Consider the following 18,163-nt stretch of genomic DNA (forward strand, 5'->3'; position numbering starts at 1 on the left):
AATGGAAATGGGGCGAAAGAAGACCCTGCCCAGCGGCGCGGGACTTGCGACTGACTTGCCAAGCATCGCGGGACTTGCGTGCTCTATTACGTTGCTGCTGACCGGATTGGTCTTGGTTGTCTTTGGAACGCATGAAGTCACCGCAGACGAGATAACCGAATGGAGATACGGGCGAGTAGCGGAAGAGTATCAAAGCGAGTCCAGCGATGGCGGCACGGCAACACCGTTATTACCAGACGGTGCCGTGGCATGGCTGCGCGTCAATGGCACAAGCATCGACTATCCCGTCGCGCAAGCGCACGAAAGCGACCCCTTCTTCTATCTGTCTCATGACATCTGGGGCAACTCATCAAGATCAGGTTGCCCCTTCCTCGATTGGCGCTGCTCAAATGCGAGGCTTCAAAAACTCGTCTATGCTCACCGAATGGGAACAACGGGAAGACAGTTCTCCCCCATCGCCGAGACTTGGCGACAGGAAGAGTTCGACCGTATCGGCGCACTTGAATGGAAAACAACCGACGGCATATCCACCCTCAAGCCCCTCTGCGCCCTCAAAGTCGATAAAACGTACCAGAAGATACAGGCATTTGATGCATGCAGTGAAACGGAACTAAGAAACTGGCTCTCGAGCATCCTCTGTGATTCGACCGCGAGAGCGGCTGACGCCCGAATGTTATGTCTTGGCGCCCAAAAAGCAATCACGCTGGCCACCTGTTCGTCAGAACAAAGTCGTCAGCGCGATCGGACGCTACTCGTGTTTGTCGAGAGCCAGCCTACGAGCGGCGAATCATCTCCATGATGAGGGCGCAGACGTTCTCGACCTGCTCAGGATTCACGTTCTCCGGGACATCATCCGCAGTGTGGGCAAAGGCGGGGAGCTCGTTGTCGCCAAGGCCCATGAGCGTGACGGCACGGAGGTGGCTGCGCATGAGCGGAGTCGCCTCGGTGTCGGCCCAGGTGCGAGATAGCTGGCCCAGGTCGAGATGGAGGTCAGAGGCGACGGAGGAAATCAGCCTCGCCAAACGGCGGTCTGCACGGCGGGGAGCACCGAGACCCTCGTTCGTGAGAAGCGTGAGGTCTCCGGCGCCGACGCACTCGAGGTTGATGACGAACGCACCGCGAAGCGACTTGCGGTTCTTGGCAATGAAGTCCTTGATGCCAGCGTGGCCAAGCGCGGAAGCACCGGTCGCGACGAACCAAATGTCGTGAGCGCGGAGGTCATCATCACTCATCGCGAGAATCGCATCACGAAGTTTGCGATCAACATTGGTTTCGTTGATGGCTTCGATGGTCTCGGCGGGACCCTCGGGCATCGGAGCCTCGGGGTCATACGCTTCGGGCTTGTAAGAGTCATGGGCGTTCTCGGGCTCCTGCGGAGCCTCGGCGACGGTGTTCTCGCCAGGAATGACATCAAGGCCCGCAGCATCGTCGAGCGGCGCTTCCTCGTCGGAGGGCTGCTCGGCCTCCCCCGCAACGTCACCCGGACGAAGACTTGAAATCTTGTCCTTAAGGCCACGAAGGTTGACGTTCAGAGCGGCGCCGCCCTTGTAGCCACCGCCATGGTGCTCAAAGTTGTCGTCGTTGAAGTTATCCCAGGAACCGATGCCTTCGCCAGACGCCTTGGCATCATAGTCCTCGTCAACACCGAGCCACTCGGACATGGACTCCTGCTGCTGGCGACGTTTCTTCCCGAAGAGTCCGCCCAGGCGCTTCTTTCGAGCGGGCTGTTCCTGATGGCTCTCGACCGGAGCGGACAGCACCTGAATGTCATCAGCAACGGGACGAGATGCCGCCTGATTCGCGGGGACGAATTGCGTGGCGTCGGTATCGTCATCGAGACGTACCGTCGCGGGAGCGACATAGGTGGCAGCCGGCGCGGCCTCAGCAGGGGGAGCGAAGGGGTCGTTCTCTTTCGCAAGGGGGTCAGGAAGGTCGAAAAGTGCAGCACGGCGGGCGACATTACCAGCGGCGGGATGCGCCTTGGGGACATACGTGCTGTGTCCCCACTCCGGATCATCGACCGCGGAGGGACGCGGACGCTCGGGACGAGTTGCCTCGGCGGCGTCCTCGTCGCTTTCCTCGGCCATATTGGTGATACCGGACTGATCGTTCTCGACGGTCGGCCCCTCGGAGACGCTCTCGCCATCCTCGAGCTGATTCAGAGTCGCAGGGTCAAGGGAAACCTCGGCGGCATCAATACGAGGAGCGTCGTCGACCACGGGCATGGGCCTGGTGGCATCCGGGTCAGCCTCCTCGGCGACGACCTCCATCGGTGCCGTTGCGCCAGGATCAACCGCGGCATCGTCGTCAACCTCGGCCTGGACAACGTTGGCGGCCTCAACTTCGCTCTGGGCGACGTCGATGGCCTCATCCTCGGATACAAGGGGAAGGTCGGACGTGGCGGAGGGGTCCGTGATACGGTCGAGACCTTCCTCGATGTCGGGCTCATCAACGGGAACGAGACGAACCTCGGGCTCGATATAGGTGATGTCACAATCCTCGGGGAGGATGCCAAGCTCACGAAGGATGGTCTCACCATGGCGAGCGCCGATGACCTCCTCGACCTCGCGGCGCATGGCCGGCTCACGGCGAGCCGGACGAACGGCAGAGTCGCGAACGGGAGCTCCCTCCTCCTCCGCCTTATCAGACTTGGACTCGGAAGGGGCGGCAGGGCGCCCGGCAACGGGGTTCACACGATCGAGCACGCCAAGCATGGCTGCGAGCGAAGACTTGTTGTCAACGCCGCCGGCAGCATAGGGAAGGAATCGAGAGGCGATGAGGGCGATGCCCCAGAGGAGCATGGGGAGGGAAGCGATGATGCCGATAACCCAGAAGGTGCGGCGCGCGGCCTCGGGAAGGAAGCCCAGGAGCTGAACGAAGACGCACAGAGCGGTAACGCAGACGGTATACGGAGCGGCAACAGCAAGATACTTCTTGACCACGGCCAGCTCGGGGCGGGAAAGGAGGTCGAGGCGCTGCGTGTCATAGTGAGCAACGATCACGATGGGGCGGTTGCGCGAATTGCCCTCCCCCTCAGCCTTATGAAGGGCGACGACGTTCTGGCTATGAGAACGCGGGCTCGCCTTCGAGATAACGTCCTTGCCGTTGTAGGTCATGACAAGCAGAGCCACGGAAGCTAGCACGAGAATGATACCAACGGCGAGCGTGGCAACCTGGCCAAGCCCCGCGAGCACGACGCCCACAAACAGGAGCACCATCACAACGCCGTACGGCAGATAGCCAAGCGACGGCGCAGTGAAGTCCTGGATCTGCGGATCGATACCGTGAGAGGAGAAGACCCCCGCCAGATACTGCGCGCAATCAAGCTCTTCTTGGCTGCTAGCCGGTGCAATTCCAACCTCAGAGTCGAGGGACTCGAGATATTCCTTCGTAACGCTCATCCGTTCACCTTCCAAATAGCGGTAGCGCCGCTACCTGCAATCGTTGGTCAAGAGTATACGTCTGCCTGCACATTTCGCAGAGCGGGGGCATCATATGCGGCATCCCTGCACGGTAAGTGCTCAAGGGCCCGTGACAAGAAACTAAAAATGGCGAGTCAGAATCATCGCAAATAGCAGGCAATAACGCATCTTCGGTCGGCCTAGGAAGCAGAAGGGGCCTGGATTGTGGGGGAATCCGATGCAGACACATCGCCCGCCGCTGAATCCCCGGCGGCGCCCGCGGTAGTTGCCGCGGCTGAGCCCGGCGTCGAAGACGCAGCCGCGGGATCAGCCGTGGCCACGCTGACTCCAACACCCAGATACTTGCGCACGAGAGCGTCAGCCTCAGTTGCCTTCTGCTGAGCGGCGAGATAGCTCTCGCGCTCGGCACTCGTCAGTCGCGTGTATGGGTCGAGAAAAACATCGTTGGTCGTTGCGGGCAGAGCGGCAGCAAGCTCAGAAGCCGTGGCATCCGTCTCGTTGTATTTGGTGACGCACTCACCCGCCCTCTCGAAATCGCCGGACAGAATCGCCGAATCAGCTTCGAGCATCAGCTGCGCCGCTTCCACCTTTTTGGAAAGGTAGGCCTCATAAGCACTGTAATCAGCATCGCCAAAAGCCGACTTTGCCTGTCCGAGCAAATCGTTTGCCTCGTTAAGAAGGGAGATAACCTCATTGTCGATAGTCACCGGCACGTTTGCGTCCGCCTGCTGGCTCTCTTGCCCGGCAAGGTGCTTCGCGTACTCGTTCGCCGCGGTCGTCGCCTCCCTGGCCTTCGCATCCGCCGAGGCTGCCTTGGCAAGTGACTGCTCAAGCAGATTGCGCGCCTTGCCCACGGAGGCGTCGACGCTCACGATTACCTGCCCAGCTCCGAGCATGGACTTACGCGCCGAAATCGAATCATCAAGCGCAGAAAGGACCGCGCGCTGGTCATCGTCAAGGAACTCGTTGAGGCCACGGGCACGCGAAATGTGATCGGAAGCGCGCGTAAGCGCCTCAGTCGCGGCCCTCGATCCAGTACTGAGTTGTTCATCCGTAAAAGAGGCGGTGTCGCCAATCGGAGAGCTCACAGCATCGTTAACCTCAACGATCACGGTATCCGCCTCCTGGACAGCCTTGATTGCGAGGTTAATCTGTTCGCGAGCTTGCATCCCACCGGTAAGACAGCGCCATGCGAAGAAGCCTCCCGTGCCAAGCGCCACCACTACGGCCAATACGATGGCCATTCTCGCAGCTAGGGGAAACCCGGACTTTTCCCGCGCCCCGTCACGCACATGTACGCGGCGGCGGGCATGGCTAGCGGGCCGACTGGCTGCACGGCGATCTCTACCATCGTTGACAACGCGACCTCGACGACCGTCGGCACGCCCGTTTGCACCTCTCGTGGCCAAATAATGTCCCCTTCCGCGAAACACCGGTCACACCGGGGCGGAATAACCCATAATAAAATGTGGGCACACCCAGGAGTGATCATTGCTGACATGGTAACAGCTGTCGGAGCACCAACTTCAAGTGAGGGGGACACCATGGCCAAAAGCTCCCCGAATAAGGGCGGTCACATCGGTCACCGCGAAGTCCTGCGCACTCGCGTGGCCCTCAAACTTGCCGAAGGCACGCCGCTGACTGGTTCTGATTTAAAGGATCGCTTCTACGGTGATGTCGCCGTCACGTCGTTCCACAAGACATTTGGCCGCGACTGCCTGAAGCTAGAGGAGGAAGGCATCTTCCTCGTCGAGGAAACCCATGGCACCGCCAAGAGTTATCGACTCGACGGGCAGCGCTCTCTCGCCAAGCCCACGGCAAAAGCCGACGAGGATGCTCGCGTCCTCGGCACGCTCTTCCGCCCGCTTGCCGAGAGCCCTTCCACCGCCGGACGGAGGACACTCGGAGAAGCCATCCCGCGCGTGACGCTGTCCACCTGCGCCGGGCCCGGCGATGTCGCCTCTCCCAAGACGGATTGCGATCCGTTGATTCTGGAAACCGTGGCTGACGCCTTGCGTTCCAGGATTCCCGTCGAGCTCACCTATCAGGCTGTCGCGGATAAGCGCCCCAAGAAGCGCATCCTGAGCCCCATGGGCATGTTTTCGCTCAAGGGTTCCACGTACGTTGTTGGCCTGAGCGAGCGCGAGGGCAGAGACCCCGCAATGCGCACGTACAACCTATCTCGCGCCACGAGCGTCAAGGTGCGCGAGGGCGACGATCGCTACGAAATCCCTGCGGACTTTGACATCAATGACTGGCGTCTCCTCCCCTTCGAAATCGGAGACGACCACGTCGAAGCCGTTCTTTACGCTGGGCGAGACGCGGTCAAGGCGTTTAAAAAATCTGGGCCCAAATCCGGAACGATCCAAAGTCGCCAGGGCGGCGCTTGCGTGTGGACCGGTATCGTAAAAGACGTCGACGCGGCAGCGAAGTGGTGTGTAGAGCAGGGCGTTTGGCCTCTTGAGCCCGCTGAACTTGTCGATTCTTGGAAGGGACTTCTCGAGGGGGCGATTTCGTGACGAACACCATTGAAAAGCCTCGCGCACAGCGAGGACGTCCCGTCGAGCGCAGGCTAAGCGAGATGCTGTCCGTCGTCTTCGCCCTTTGGCGCGCCCACGGCACCACCAACCCCGCCGATCTCGCACGACTCCTCGGCATTACCGAGGGGAGGGTTCTGGAGATCCTGAACGACCTCGCTAACGGCGTACCGGCAAAGTCGGACTCCCCCTCCGAGCCCATCGTCTCCTTCTATTCGCTCGAGGGGTCGCGTGGTGACGTCTGCGCCACGGCAGCCACAACCCACCCCTGGCGGCTACGTCTCACGACCGAACAGGCAAACGTTTTTGCTGACGCATTCGACCTCCTCGGATTTGAGGAGAGTGATCCCCTTCGAACCGAATTCGAAGACACTTTCTTCCCCACCCGCTACATCCGCTCGAACGAACCGCTTGACTCGAGAGTCTCTGCCGAAGCTCACCACGCCCTCGTTGCCTGCGCGCGCTCCATTGTCCGCGGAACGCGCGAGAACGACGAGAACACAGAGGTTGAGCAGCCTCCCGTCACCTTCAAGTACCGCGGGGAGAATGACACGCTCGTTAAGACGCGCCGCCTCGTACCCCTGTCACTACGCGTGGGCGACGACGGCTGGCTCGTTGATGGCTACGACCTTGACGCACGAGCGGCTCGCACGTTTAGAGCCGAAGGCATGTCTGACGTCAAGCTTGAGGACAAGCCCGTTCGCGCGCGCGTTTCCGGGGCAGAGCGGCCGGATATGGGTGTGTTGAGACTCACCTGCACGCCCCTTGCAGCCAAGACCGTACTCTCTTGGGAGGGTGCCGTCGCGGCAGGCGAAAACCCAGACGGTCACATCCTCGTGGATGTTCCCTACTTTCGCGCCGACTGGCTCCCCCGCCACATCCTCGCGCTCGGTTGCGAGGTCACTTTCAAGGATAGGGATCCGGGCCTTTCCGAGAGTGACAGTCCAAGCGCGCACCTTCGTGCGGAGATGCGTGACACGGCACGACGCGACCTCGACAAGGCAGCGCGTAAGCTTGCAAACTATCAGTCGCGGAAATGACCAGCACGCACACTTTGTCGTGGGAATAATTCGACGGCGCGCACAATCGCGGCGGAGAACCACATAGCCACGACCATCATCGCTTCAGCGAGCGGGCGGGGATAAAACCAAATCATCCCCGCCCGCATCTTAACGACTATCCGCCCCTAGTGGCTCTCTCTCCACGACTCCAGATATCGACCAACCATATCGGCGCCGAGCACCGAAACGTTCGCCGACGGAAGGGACCTCACGAATGTCTTCCCGTAGCCCTTCGTCGTGATTCGGCTATCGGCGAGAACGAGCACGCCCGTATCGGTCGAGGTGCGAATGAGGCGACCCGCAGCCTGTTTGAGCGAAATCACGGCCTCTGGAAGGCTCCAGCGCCTCCAGGCCTGGCGATCCCTGCTCGAACGCTCCTGAGACAGAGGTTCCGCAGGACTCGAAAACGGAAGCTTGGGGATAACAACGCAGCGCAGGGTATCACCCGCGGCATCGAATCCCTCCCAGAACGACTTGAGCGCCATGAGGGAAAGCGACTTCTCGGAAACGAACTTCTCGCGCAGCCTCCGCGTCGAAGAACCACGCTCCTGCATCGCGACCTCGATGCCAGCCGTGGCGAGTTTGTCGGAGAGAGCCGCGTATACCTGTTCCATCTCTCGACGGTTCGTGAACAGCGTGAGCACCGAGCCACCCATCGCAACGTGCACGTCATACAGCAAGTTCTCGAGTGCGACCAAATAGCCGGAATCGCGCGGATCGGGAAGGTCGCGAGCGACAATGACGGACATGTTCTTATCGAAGTCATAGCAGCTAGGCAGGGCAATCTCACGATGACGAGCCGCGGGTAGGCGATTGAGGCCCATGGACTCCTCAAAGTGCGAGAAGTCCCCGTCAACGCTCATCGTGGCGGAGCAGAACGTAACGCTCCGCATCTCGGGATACCAGCGATCCGCAAGCTCCTCGCCCACATCGAGCTTCTCGGCAACGAGGCGCTCGAAACCCTGGCGTCTCTTCGCTCGAGAAACTTCGGCGGAGCATACGTACGAGTCGTCCTTGCCCTCGACTATCACGCGGCACGCCTTCGACATTTCCTCGAGCTGCCTGCAGGCCTCCGCGAGGTCACCAGGCAGGTTCTCGATGGCTGCCGAGCAGACGCGCTGCGCGCCCTCAAGGTCATGACGCGCGGCATCGAGACGGTCGATGAGCGTGAGACCAGCCTCACTGACCGCGGCCCACTCGTCGGTCGAGCGGTTCTCCTCACCAAGCCAGACGTTGACCGTGTCATAGCCGTTACCTCCGCGAGCGAGGCGAATGAGGCCTCTCACCGCGTCGAAGAAATCGGCTGAGGCGACGCTCGCGCGCTGGATGCTGCTCGCGCCCTTCGCCAGGAGCCCCATCGCCGGCATTGCCGCCTCGCTACCCGCGGCAAGCGCGGAGAACGAAGCGATGACGCCAGACTTCGTGCCACCAAGGGACTCAAAGAGTGCCCGCGCGCGTTCCGCGGAAACCTCAAGCGCCCACTGGCGGCGAGCCTCGTTCTCAAACGAGTGGGCCTCGTCGATGACCCAGTTTCGAACCGGAGGCAAAATCTTGCCGTCTGCCTCGACATTTCTAAGCAGCAGCGAATGATTCGTGACAACGAGGTCAGCCGACGCCGCGCGACGCCTGGCACCGTGGAGCATGCAGAGATTGGGATAGTAAGGACAACGAGAGCGCTGGCATTCTCCGGACGAAACCGTGAGCATGCTCTTCGGGACGCTTCCCCACCTGATCCCAAGCGCGTCCAGGTCGCCCTCGACGGATTGGCATGCGTAAGCGTACGTCACCGCGATCGCGGTGAGCATGTCCGCGGCGACCGTGGCGTCCGAACGGCCATTCTGCCTCGCCTCGCCCATCGGAAGGTCACCGGAGGCGGCCCTTCCCAGGCGACGAAGGCACGGATAGTGGTCATAGCCCTTGAGGCAGGTGTAGCTCACTCCTCCGGGCAATGCTCCCGAAAGCGCCGGCAGCTCGTGGGAGACGAGCTGATCCGTAAGCGCGTTCGACTTAGTGGCAACGCCACACGTGACATTGTTTTTCTTCGCATAGAGGGCGAGCGGCAGGAGATAGGCCACCGATTTCCCTACACCCGTGCCAGCCTCGATAGAGCGGAGCGTCTTGCTCTCCAACGCCGAGCGCACTTCCTCGGCCATCTCCACCTGGCTTGACCTCGCCTCATAGCCCTCGTACATGGAGGCGATGGCACCATCAGGGCCAAATGCCTGGGAGACCTCGTCGCGGGAGGGTGCGATCGCAGAAGTGGGCTTTTCATCCACATCGGGCCTCATCGAAACCTTGAGGTCGCCCACAAGATCACGACGCGCACCAACAAGGGAGAACGGTACGCCGGGATTCGCAAGGGCCAGGTGGGAAAGAATGGGTCGATAGGCCCACTCGACCTCGGGATGCATGTTGGCGAGAACCTCAAGCAGGCCGGCGGGCAAATCCGTGAGGGCGCAGAGGATAATTCTCCACATGCCCGCTAGTGCTTCCACGTCATCCATGGCGCGGTGTGTCACGGAGTCGCAGCCAAATGCCTCGGCCATATCTTGGAGCTTGTGCGTCATGAGCCTGGGCAGGGCGATGCGCGAGAGGGCGAGGGTGTCGACCCACATGTCGCTAACCTCTCGCCCGCCGGAAACACGCTCGACGAAGGTCCTGTCGAAAGTCGCGTTGTGAGCAAGCACGGGTGCGCCACCAACGAACTCCGCCAGACTTGCGACCGCTTCTTCTGGCGTTGGGGCATCGGCGACGTCAGCATCCGTAATGTGCGTCAGCGCCGCGATGTTCTTTGGTATCGGCATGCCTGGGTTTACGAAGGTGCGGAAGGTCTCCACCACTTCCCGCCCACGCAGGCGGGCGGCGGCGATCTCCGTAAGCTGGCAATCCGCGAAAGATAGCCCCGTGGTTTCCGTATCGAGAACCACGACGTCTTCTTCTAGCAGGCCAAAATCCTCAACCTTCGCGCGCCCAGCGAGGCGACCATACGCAGCCGCGACGCTTTCCGGCGTCTCCGGAAGAAGAATGTCTGCGATTGTCTTTCTGCCGTTACTCTGTCCCTGCTCTAGCACTCGACTTCTCCTGGCTTAGAGGTACGCGGCTTATCGGACGTACCGCGAGCGCCACGCTCGAGCGCCAGCTCGAGGAGGTAACGGCACAGGCCCGGGAAATTCCTGCCCGCGCGGCGCGCGGAGTCGGGAAGCAGGGAGGAACCGGTCATGCCGGGGATGATGTTCGTCTCGATAATGTAGGGCTCACCAGACTCGTCCACGATGAAGTCGCTGCGTGATGCGCCCATGCAGCCAAGTGCAACATGGGCCCTGCAGGCAAGCTCCTGAGCGTGAGCGACGACAGCATCCGGAAGCTCAGGCGGGATGACGTGGTGCTTAGAGGGATCCTCATACTTGACGTTCGTGTCATAGAAGGCAGTCTCGTAGCGAATTTCAACCACGGGCAGAGCCTCGGGCTTCGAGTTACCCAGGACGGGGACCGTGATCTCAGTTCCCTTCACCGCACTTTCGATGAGAACGCGCGTGTCAAACTTAAATGCCTCGTCGATGGCGGAGGCGAGCTCTGCGGCATCATCGACGCGAGAGACGCCATTGCTCGAGCCGCTCGAGACAGGCTTGACGAAGAGTGGGAGGCCAAGCGCGGAAACGATGGAGTCCAGATCGACGTCATCTCCCTGGAAGAGGCAGACATCCTTCGGCGTCGGGATGCCGTGCTCGCGATAGATGTCCTTGGCCATCGCCTTATCGGAGGCCACGGCACTCGCAAGCACTCCGGAGAAGGTATAGGGAATGCCGAGAAGCTCGAGGAATCCCTGGACGCAGCCATCCTCGCCATAGCGACCATGAAGCGCCACGAATGCGACATCATAGTTGCCACTCGCGATCGAGGTCACGAAATCAGGGGCGGCGATATCAAAGACATCGACGCTCGAGAATCCAGCTTCAGCGAGGGCCTTGGCGCACTCGCGGCCACTCGTCAGGGACACCTCGCGCTCGTCTGACCAGCCGCCGCACAGTAGTGCCACCTTGCACTCAGTCACGTCCATTGTGTCGCTCCAGTCCATCTGGCCGCTAAAGCTGCGCAGATTGCGAGGTACAGGCACGGTTTCTCAAGTCCTCCATCTCCCGTGATATACACTCGTGTCGCTGCTATTTGCGGCAATCTATTCCTCGTCACGCCAGAAAGGCCGCGACATGCCCTTCAATGATACCGACTCATCCGGACGCAAGCTCGACCTTCGCACTCTTTCTCACGATCGACTGGTCGCACTCGTCACCGAACTTGGCCAGCCCGCCTTCCGCGCAAAGCAGGTGGAGGACTGGGTTTGGAAAAAGCACGTTACCTCCTTCGATGAGATGACCAACGTCCCCGCCGCTCTTCGCGCCCAGCTTGCCGAGCACTGCTCTCTTGGCGGAACCTCCGAACTCGTTCGTCAGATTTCCGCAGACGGCAGCCGCAAGTACCTTCTCTCCTATGAGGACGGCACGCGCGCTGAGTGCGTTGGCATGCCCACCCGTAACAAGCTCGCCGTTTGCGTCTCCACCCAGGCGGGTTGTCGCATGGGGTGCGTCTTCTGCGCCACCGGACAGGGCGGCTTCTCCCGCTCTCTCACCGCAACGGAAATTTATGATCAGGTCGTCCATGTCAGCGAGGATTTCCAGACGCGCGCTTCCAGCGTCGTCATGATGGGTCAGGGCGAGCCCTTCAATAACTACGACGAAGTCCTCAAAGCCCTGCGCATGCTCAACTCCTCTGACGGTCTTGGCATCGGTGCGCGCCACCTTACCGTCTCTACCTGCGGAATCATTCCTATGATCAGGCGCTTCTCCAAAGAGCCCGAGCAATTCACCCTCGCTGTCTCCCTTCACTCCGCCGTTCAGGCGACGCGCAACGTTCTCATGCCCGGCGTGAAGAAGTACTCTCTCGCGCACCTTCACGAAGTCATGAGCGAGTATGTTGAGGCCACTGGTCGCCGCCCAACGTACGAATATGCCCTCATCGGCGGTGTTAACGATACGAAGCCAGAGCTCGACGCCCTTTGCGATTTCTGCCGTGGAACTCTGTCTCACGTCAATCTCATCCAGCTTAATGACCTCGAAGGGTCGAAGCTCAAGCCCTCAACCGAGGAGAAGGCTGAGATGTTTGTTCGCAGGCTCGCGCAGGTTGGTGTCGAGGCCACTGTCAGGAACTCTCGTGGCAACGATATCGACGCTGCTTGTGGCCAACTTTCGCAGCGTCACAACGCGGATCTTTAGGATTTCTTCTTCGTCTCTAGCTGATGTGTTTTTATCTAAAGGTGAGTATAAAAAGGGGAGTAGAACATTTGTTCTACTCCCCTTTCATTTTCCACCATTGTGTTTGGTCAAGGACGTCTGACCGTGCTCTTTGGTCAATCTCCTTTAGTAGCCAACTTCTCTCCACTGCTGCTCAACCCATGCCCTGTTATATGCAGCCGCAGCCTCATCATTCGTCATTTGATTTGGCTCCATATAGGTGTTGAGAAGATGGCTTCCCAGGTTCACGACCTGATCAGCGGCACCCCTAACGCTTTGCTTGGCCCTCTCATCAAGGAGTAGGTTCCAAACGACCAAGGACGCACCACCAAGCAACATCACGCTGTTTAGTGACTTTGCTAGCCTTCCCATGAGCTCTCCTGCGATTGAGAACCGGAAGACAGCTGATCGATGATACGGGCAAGATCATCCTCATCCTTGAATTCGATTTCGATCTTGTTCTTACCACGAACCTGCTTAACCTTAACGGTTGTATCAAGAGCCTGTCTCAACGTCCTCGCTGCCCTCTTAAAGTACTGAGGAGCAGGATTCTTAGGCTTTATCTCGTCGCGCGTGACAGAAAATAGTGGTGCGAGATTTTCTGTCTGTCGAACAGTCAGATTCTCGGCAACGACCTTCTGAGCAAGCTTGATTCTGCCTTCCTCGCTAGGGACAGCAAGGATTGCACGAGCATGACCTGCGGTTATTTGACCTTCCTCCATCATGTCCTGAACCTCTTGAGGAAGATCGATAAGACGTAGCGTGTTAGCAATCGCAGAACGAGACTTCGAGAGAATCTTTGCTAGCCCCTCCTGAGTGAGTCCCTTAGTATCTAACAGCTGCCTATACCCTCTCGCCTCTTCAATGGGGGTGAGATCAGATCGCTGCAGGTTCTCAATTAGAGCAAGTTGGAATACTTCTGCGTCATCAATTTCACGAACAATTGCAGGAATCTCTTTCAGACCAGCAAGCTTGCTTGCCTGATATCGACGCTCTCCTGCAACAATCTCGTACTTTTCGCCCTTTTTCCTAACAAGAATAGGCTGAAGAACACCATTCTGCTTAATTGAGTCAGACAGCTCGGAAAGCTGTGTTTCATCAAAGCTTTTACGCGGCTGGTCAGGATTTGTGACAATGCTTGCAATTGGCAATGATGCCTCTGGCTCGGAACCTGATTCAGCGGCCGTCTCAGTGAAGAGCGCGTTCAAACCCTTTCCAAGGGCTGCTTTCTTAGCCACGACGGATCACCTCTCTTGCAAGAGCCCTGTATGCAATTGCACCCTTATTCGTAGCTGCATACATAGCAATGGGGAGTCCATGGCTTGGGGCTTCGGAAATCTTTACGCTTCTAGGAATAACGGTCTTAAAGACAATCTTCCCAAAGTACTTCTTTACTTCCTCAACAACCTGGTTAGAAAGCGTAGTACGACCGTCATACATGGTCATAAGGACACCGAAAACATCAAGTTCCCTGTTAAGGCTACCCTTTACCAGCTTCATCGACTCTAGAAGCTTTGTAACACCCTCAAGAGCGTAGTACTCGCACTGAATAGGAATGAGAAGACCGTCAGCTGCAGACAGGGCATTGATCGTTAGAAGGCCGAGAGACGGAGGACAGTCAATAAAGACATAGTCAAAATCGTCCTTAACGGTATCAATCAGGTTCTTAAGAATGCTTTCGCGAGCTATCTTGCTCACTAGCTCGATCTCTGCACCTGCCAATTGAATAGTTGCAGGGACAACAAACACCTTTTTCTCAGGAGTTCCGACAATGAGTTCGCTGAATTCGTAACCATCAAGAAGAGCGTCATAAATGTCGTGCTCAAGCCCTTCTTTATCTATGCCATAACCACTGGTTGTATTTCCCTGGGGATCAAAATCAACAACCAAGCACTTTTTACCCTCTTCACCAAGTGCAGCAGAGAGGTTGATTGCGGTTGTTGATTTACCAACGCCACCTTTCTGGTTAATAATCGCCAGGACATGGGATGGTTTGCTCGGATTACTGCGTTTTACATCTTTATATCCCATAGCTTTCCATTCTCTGAGTCAATTGTTTCACGTGAAACACTAGCGATTTGCCAGGGGGTTGTTTCGCGCTTCGCCATTCTTACGAGGTAACTTTACCTTACTACGAGATGTCTTTTGATAGACAAATATCTCTCTATGACCCATACCGTGAGGAAGTTCGAATGTTTCACGTGAAACATTCGAATAACCAAGTAGGGAAGAGACATATTCTGCCTTAGAAAGCTCTTCCTCATCAGGCTTACCTTTACCAAATACAAGATAACCATTTCGCTTTAGATAAGGTTCAGCATATTCAAGAAGAATATCGAGAGGTGCAAGAGCGCGTGCAACAACCACATCTTGTGAACCATGAATGACCTTCGCATATTCCTCAAGACGGCCATGTACACACTGAACACGATCAGAGAGAAGCAGATCATCTGCAAACTCAGAGCAGGCTTTTACCTTCTTACCGACCGAATCGAGAAGCGTCACTTGACACGGAAGACAACCCGCAAGAGTAAGGCCAGGAAAACCTCCGCCAGTACCCATATCAAGAAGTTTCTGATTTTTATCAAGTAGAAGGTTATGACTTTGAAGCACCTTCAGAAAAAGTAGAGAGTCAAGACTATGAAGGATAAGAGCCTTCTCGGGCTCTTTAATAGCTGTGAGATTCACGCACTCATTCTTTGCAAGCATTAGCTGAAGGTGTCGTACGGCCATAGAAGCCTCTCTAAGGCCTAGTTTGATGTCAAATGCATCAGCCATAGCAAGAAGTTGTTTTAAAGCCTGAGAAACGCTCTCAGCGCCTCGAATTGAAAGTTGGGAATCGAGCCATGCCTGATTCTCAAACTCATTCCAAGTAGCAACCATAGGATGGATCCAATCTATGACAAAACTTCCCGAAGCGAGAAGTTTTGTCATTAGGAAATGGTGATCAACAGGCTCAATGATAAATGAGCCGAATGACAATATCTTACGTAGATATCCAAGCTGAGTAACACGTTTTGAGATTCAGTAGAACTCGGTGCAAAGGGTGGCCAAAGTTCTTCAAGAAATAAAGAAGCACCAAGCAAGTGAATAGTGGATACATACTTGAATTACTCAGTGCACGATATACGTAGTTGGTTTGCTTCTCTTACTACCTCGCGACTAATCATCAAAGGAGACAATCGAAGATGATACGGAAGGCATGAGAGCGCGTATTAAATAGTCTCAATACCGTGATCGAGAAACGGCAAACACACTCCCAAACACATAGGGTCGTTCGATAAAAGAAAAGGGAGGCCGAAGCCTCCCTGAATGAAACCCTATGTAAAACGACTTACTGCTGCTTGACCGGAGTAATTACAACGCATCTCTCGGGATCAACACCCTCAGAATGCGTAGTAATCGAGTCATCACTACGGAGCGCAAGGTGAACAAGCCTGCGCTCATAGGCATTCATCGGAGCAAGCTTCACGGCGCGGCCGTTCTTACGAGCCTTGGAGGCGGCGTTGCGGGCAACAGACTGAACCTTATCGCGGCGACGGCTCTTGTAACCCTCAATATCGACAACGATCGGATAGTGGAAGCCAATCTTCTTGGAAAGCATAGAAGAGAAGACTACCTGAAGGGCATCGAGAGTCACACCATGGCGGCCAATGAGAATGGCGAGATCACCACCGTTGACATCGAGGATCAGCTCACCCTCGTCGCCATCATACTCATCAATCGAACTATTGTTCTCTCCAAAACATCCCAGAATAGACCTAAGAATCTCAATCGCAGCGTCTGCGACCTTATCTACCTGGTCATCAGTGAGATCGCCTGTCTCTACGTAGGCGGAGCGGATGGCGTCGAACTCCTCGACGGTCTCCACAATCTCCTCGCTCATGTTTACCTCCAGATAAGACATGTCGCGCATCTTCTAACGAGGATGCGCGACCTGCACGGATATATGTCGTAAGACCTAGGACTTCTTGTGCGGGCGCTGCTTGCGCTCACGGCGAACGACGTTGATGTTCACCGGCTGGTTAGCCAGACGCTCGGCCTCCTCGGCCTTAGCCTTCTCGGTCACCTTGCGAGTGATGAAGATCTGCTGGACGACGCCCCAAGCAGAAGAGGTGACGTAGTAAAGAACAACGCCGATGGGCACGGACCAGCCGAACCACATCATCATGAGCGCCATAACGATGCCCATGATCTTGGTCTGCTGACCCTGCATGGACTCCGTAGCCTGCTGGTTAAGCAGCATCGGGATGAGCGTCAGGACACCAAAGGCGAGGTCGAATACGATGTAGAGCCAAGCGGCAGCCCAACCGAGCTCGAGGACGGCACCGTTCGGGGAAAGTGCGAGGGACTCGAAGATGCCGTAAAAGTGGGCGTCGGCGGGAATCTGGTAGCGAAGCACCGAGAAGAGAGCAAAGAAGACCGGCATCTGAATGAGCGTAGGCAGGCAGCCACCCAGCGGGTTGAACTTGTTCTCGCTGTAGAACTTCTGCATCTCGAGGTTCATGCGCTGGGGATCATCCGCGTAGCGCTCCTGAATCTCCATCATCTTCGGCTGCAGGACCTGCATCTTAGCCATCGAGCGCGTCGAGCTCACGGTAAGAGGGGTGAGCAGAATACGGATGATGGCCGTAAGAATGATGATTGCCAGGCCCCAGTCACCGACGAGGTTCGCAATGAACGTCAGGATCTGGGCAATGACGTAGATGATTCCATCCCACATGGGAAGTACCTCCAGTTGTTCCGTCCTTACGGGACGGGGTCATAGCCGCCTTTGTGGAAAGGATTACACCTGGCGATGCGCGCCAGGGTAAGCCAACCACCTCTGAGTGCGCCATACCGGCGAAGCGCCTCTATGGCGTACTCAGAACAGGTTGGTTCATAGATGCATGACGGAGGAAGGATGGGCGAGACATATCGCTTGTATGCCTTCACGAAACGAATGAGGCAACGGGCGATAAAGCCCTGCCCATCCTTCTCCGTAGTAATCATCCGTTGATTCTCTTCCTCAGCTTTGCAAGCGCCGCGGCAACCTCGTGAGAGGTGGCCTCGTACGTCGCTGGCGTCGAGAAAAGAATCACATCGAAGCCCTCTGGCGGAAAATCCGCCTCCGCCGCCGCAGCTCGAAGTACACGCTTGCACCTATTGCGATGCGGCGCACATCCGAGCTTCTTTGCAGCGACATAGGCAACGCGGCCCACACCATCTCCCTCGACAGGACTCACAGTGAGTCTGACGAGAGGATGGTTGAGCCGCTTACCACCACGGAAGACCTTCTCAAAATCCCTTTTGGACTTGATGGTCTCCATGAATGTCCTAGACAGTGAGCTTCTTGCGACCCTTGGCACGGCGACGGGCGAGAACGGCGCGGCCGCCCTTGGTGGCCATGCGAGCACGGAAGCCGTGGCACTTGGCGCGCTTGCGCTTATTGGGCTGGTACGTACGCTTCATAGTGGTTCCTCCTGAGTGACAAATCTCATCACTGCATTAGCAGTCAAGCTCTCCGATTGTAGGGGTGTGGGTTGCATGATGTCAATTTGAATATTGGGAAATTGCGAGGTTATCCCACAGAAAAGCACCTCATTTGCACGCCTTGGCCACGAAACCACAACGGGTGAGGTCCACCAGGGGCGCAACAACAAGACCTTGTGTTCGCTATCGATCGGCCTTTCATGAGGAGAAAATCTGTTGCCAAACATTTCAGAAATAGGCGGAAATCATCCGCAAAGGATGAAATAATCAACAGTGCAACGTGAAACATTTTGCCTGTAGACAAGGTATTTCACGAGCAGCTGGATGTTTGTCATCGCAGGTTATCAACAATCTTTCGTCAGATGTTGACAACTTTCGGTTGGTGA

17 protein-coding genes are annotated in these 18,163 nt (G+C 57.1%); 4 read left to right on the forward strand and 13 right to left on the reverse strand.

The features are described from left to right. The first annotated feature begins 1 nt into the window (after position 1). Positions 2–799 (forward strand): hypothetical protein, encoded by a 798-nt coding sequence (locus ACTQ1Z_RS07160; RefSeq protein ID WP_441859864.1) that lies wholly within the window; start codon positions 2–4, stop codon positions 797–799. On the opposite strand, the gene ACTQ1Z_RS07165 is transcribed toward ACTQ1Z_RS07160, so the two are convergent. Both ACTQ1Z_RS07165 and ACTQ1Z_RS07170 read right to left on the reverse strand, forming a co-directional pair. Continuing rightward, positions 774–3,401: a M28 family peptidase gene (locus ACTQ1Z_RS07165; protein WP_441859866.1), complete on the reverse strand. Its 2,628-nt coding sequence runs from the start codon at positions 3,399–3,401 to the stop codon at positions 774–776. The two genes, ACTQ1Z_RS07160 and ACTQ1Z_RS07165, sit on opposite strands and share 26 nt — an antisense overlap. A gap of 200 nt (positions 3,402–3,601) precedes the next feature. Beyond that, positions 3,602–4,666, reverse strand: coding sequence for a hypothetical protein (locus tag ACTQ1Z_RS07170; protein WP_320678500.1), 1,065 nt, complete (start codon positions 4,664–4,666; stop codon positions 3,602–3,604). 300 nt (positions 4,667–4,966) lie between these two features. Here ACTQ1Z_RS07170 and ACTQ1Z_RS07175 point away from each other — a divergent pair, with 300 nt between their 5' ends. Together ACTQ1Z_RS07175 and ACTQ1Z_RS07180 are read left to right on the forward strand one after the other, a co-directional pair. Next, positions 4,967–5,941, forward strand: coding sequence for a helix-turn-helix transcriptional regulator (locus ACTQ1Z_RS07175; RefSeq protein ID WP_320678502.1), 975 nt, complete (start codon positions 4,967–4,969; stop codon positions 5,939–5,941). Then, on the forward strand, positions 5,938–6,999 hold the full coding sequence (locus ACTQ1Z_RS07180; protein ID WP_441859868.1) for a helix-turn-helix transcriptional regulator: 1,062 nt from the start codon (positions 5,938–5,940) through the stop codon (positions 6,997–6,999). The genes ACTQ1Z_RS07175 and ACTQ1Z_RS07180 overlap by 4 nt, the downstream gene beginning before the upstream one ends. Positions 7,000–7,145: 146 nt before the next feature. Here the strand turns inward: ACTQ1Z_RS07180 and ACTQ1Z_RS07185 are convergent, their stop codons facing one another. Together ACTQ1Z_RS07185 and ACTQ1Z_RS07190 are read right to left on the reverse strand one after the other, a co-directional pair. Beyond that, the gene (locus ACTQ1Z_RS07185; RefSeq protein WP_441859870.1) at positions 7,146–10,091 is read right to left on the reverse strand and encodes a helicase C-terminal domain-containing protein; all 2,946 of its coding nucleotides are present in this window, start codon (positions 10,089–10,091) and stop codon (positions 7,146–7,148) included. Beyond that, positions 10,085–11,077: a D-alanine--D-alanine ligase family protein gene (locus ACTQ1Z_RS07190; RefSeq protein WP_441859872.1), complete on the reverse strand. Its 993-nt coding sequence runs from the start codon at positions 11,075–11,077 to the stop codon at positions 10,085–10,087. The genes ACTQ1Z_RS07185 and ACTQ1Z_RS07190 overlap by 7 nt, the downstream gene beginning before the upstream one ends. A 148-nt stretch (positions 11,078–11,225) precedes the next feature. On the opposite strand from ACTQ1Z_RS07190, the gene rlmN reads away from it, so the two are divergent. Further along, positions 11,226–12,287 carry a 23S rRNA (adenine(2503)-C(2))-methyltransferase RlmN gene (gene rlmN, locus ACTQ1Z_RS07195; protein ID WP_441859874.1) on the forward strand — a complete coding sequence of 354 codons (1,062 nt, stop codon included), beginning with the start codon at positions 11,226–11,228 and terminating at the stop codon, positions 12,285–12,287. A gap of 144 nt (positions 12,288–12,431) precedes the next feature. Here the strand turns inward: rlmN and ACTQ1Z_RS07200 are convergent, their stop codons facing one another. The 9 genes from ACTQ1Z_RS07200 to rpmH all read right to left on the reverse strand — a co-directional run bounded on the left by ACTQ1Z_RS07200 (position 12,432) and on the right by rpmH (position 17,756). Next, positions 12,432–12,677, reverse strand: a complete 246-nt coding sequence (locus tag ACTQ1Z_RS07200; RefSeq protein ID WP_441859876.1) for a hypothetical protein — start codon at positions 12,675–12,677, stop codon at positions 12,432–12,434. Next, positions 12,665–13,543, reverse strand: a complete 879-nt coding sequence (locus ACTQ1Z_RS07205; protein WP_441859878.1) for a ParB/RepB/Spo0J family partition protein — start codon at positions 13,541–13,543, stop codon at positions 12,665–12,667. Before ACTQ1Z_RS07205 ends, ACTQ1Z_RS07200 begins: the two co-directional genes overlap by 13 nt. Beyond that, complete coding sequence (locus ACTQ1Z_RS07210) at positions 13,536–14,336, reverse strand: ParA family protein (protein WP_320678511.1); 801 nt, start codon at positions 14,334–14,336, stop codon at positions 13,536–13,538. The genes ACTQ1Z_RS07205 and ACTQ1Z_RS07210 overlap by 8 nt, the downstream gene beginning before the upstream one ends. 39 nt (positions 14,337–14,375) lie before the next feature. Beyond that, the gene (rsmG, locus tag ACTQ1Z_RS07215; protein ID WP_441859880.1) at positions 14,376–15,188 is read right to left on the reverse strand and encodes a 16S rRNA (guanine(527)-N(7))-methyltransferase RsmG; all 813 of its coding nucleotides are present in this window, start codon (positions 15,186–15,188) and stop codon (positions 14,376–14,378) included. A gap of 451 nt (positions 15,189–15,639) precedes the next feature. After that, positions 15,640–16,212, reverse strand: coding sequence for a Jag family protein (locus ACTQ1Z_RS07220; protein WP_441859882.1), 573 nt, complete (start codon positions 16,210–16,212; stop codon positions 15,640–15,642). A gap of 54 nt (positions 16,213–16,266) precedes the next feature. Then, positions 16,267–17,028 (reverse strand): YidC/Oxa1 family membrane protein insertase, encoded by a 762-nt coding sequence (locus ACTQ1Z_RS07225; RefSeq protein ID WP_441859884.1) that lies wholly within the window; start codon positions 17,026–17,028, stop codon positions 16,267–16,269. Positions 17,029–17,054: 26 nt separating this feature from the next. Continuing rightward, a complete protein-coding gene (yidD, locus tag ACTQ1Z_RS07230) occupies positions 17,055–17,297 on the reverse strand; it encodes a membrane protein insertion efficiency factor YidD (protein ID WP_343005387.1) in 243 nt (80 codons plus the stop codon). Further along, positions 17,294–17,614: a ribonuclease P protein component gene (rnpA, locus tag ACTQ1Z_RS07235; protein WP_441859886.1), complete on the reverse strand. Its 321-nt coding sequence runs from the start codon at positions 17,612–17,614 to the stop codon at positions 17,294–17,296. Before rnpA ends, yidD begins: the two co-directional genes overlap by 4 nt. A 7-nt stretch (positions 17,615–17,621) precedes the next feature. Then, complete coding sequence (gene rpmH, locus ACTQ1Z_RS07240; protein ID WP_073296806.1) at positions 17,622–17,756, reverse strand: 50S ribosomal protein L34; 135 nt, start codon at positions 17,754–17,756, stop codon at positions 17,622–17,624. Positions 17,757–18,163 lie beyond the last annotated feature (407 nt).

Origin of the sequence: Parolsenella sp. LCP21S3_E11, from assembly GCF_052118165.1 — a bacterium.
GTDB lineage: Bacteria > Actinomycetota > Coriobacteriia > Coriobacteriales > Atopobiaceae > Parolsenella.

Bases quoted from the DNA above. Each gene is read 5' to 3' on its own strand.
- ACTQ1Z_RS07160 (WP_441859864.1), top strand. From the start codon at position 2: ATGGAAATGGGGCGAAAGAAGACCCTGCCCAGCGGCGCGGGACTTGCG.
- ACTQ1Z_RS07165 (WP_441859866.1), bottom strand. From the start codon at position 3,401: ATGAGCGTTACGAAGGAATATCTCGAGTCCCTCGACTCTGAGGTTGGA.
- ACTQ1Z_RS07170 (WP_320678500.1), bottom strand. From the start codon at position 4,666: ATGGCCATCGTATTGGCCGTAGTGGTGGCGCTTGGCACGGGAGGCTTC.
- ACTQ1Z_RS07175 (WP_320678502.1), top strand. From the start codon at position 4,967: ATGGCCAAAAGCTCCCCGAATAAGGGCGGTCACATCGGTCACCGCGAA.
- ACTQ1Z_RS07190 (WP_441859872.1), bottom strand. From the start codon at position 11,077: ATGGACGTGACTGAGTGCAAGGTGGCACTACTGTGCGGCGGCTGGTCA.
- rlmN (WP_441859874.1), top strand. From the start codon at position 11,226: ATGCCCTTCAATGATACCGACTCATCCGGACGCAAGCTCGACCTTCGC.
- ACTQ1Z_RS07200 (WP_441859876.1), bottom strand. From the start codon at position 12,677: ATGGGAAGGCTAGCAAAGTCACTAAACAGCGTGATGTTGCTTGGTGGT.
- ACTQ1Z_RS07210 (WP_320678511.1), bottom strand. From the start codon at position 14,336: ATGGGATATAAAGATGTAAAACGCAGTAATCCGAGCAAACCATCCCAT.
- rsmG (WP_441859880.1), bottom strand. From the start codon at position 15,188: ATGGTTGCTACTTGGAATGAGTTTGAGAATCAGGCATGGCTCGATTCC.
- ACTQ1Z_RS07220 (WP_441859882.1), bottom strand. From the start codon at position 16,212: ATGTCTTATCTGGAGGTAAACATGAGCGAGGAGATTGTGGAGACCGTC.
- ACTQ1Z_RS07225 (WP_441859884.1), bottom strand. From the start codon at position 17,028: ATGTGGGATGGAATCATCTACGTCATTGCCCAGATCCTGACGTTCATT.
- yidD (WP_343005387.1), bottom strand. From the start codon at position 17,297: ATGATTACTACGGAGAAGGATGGGCAGGGCTTTATCGCCCGTTGCCTC.
- rnpA (WP_441859886.1), bottom strand. From the start codon at position 17,614: ATGGAGACCATCAAGTCCAAAAGGGATTTTGAGAAGGTCTTCCGTGGT.
- rpmH (WP_073296806.1), bottom strand. From the start codon at position 17,756: ATGAAGCGTACGTACCAGCCCAATAAGCGCAAGCGCGCCAAGTGCCAC.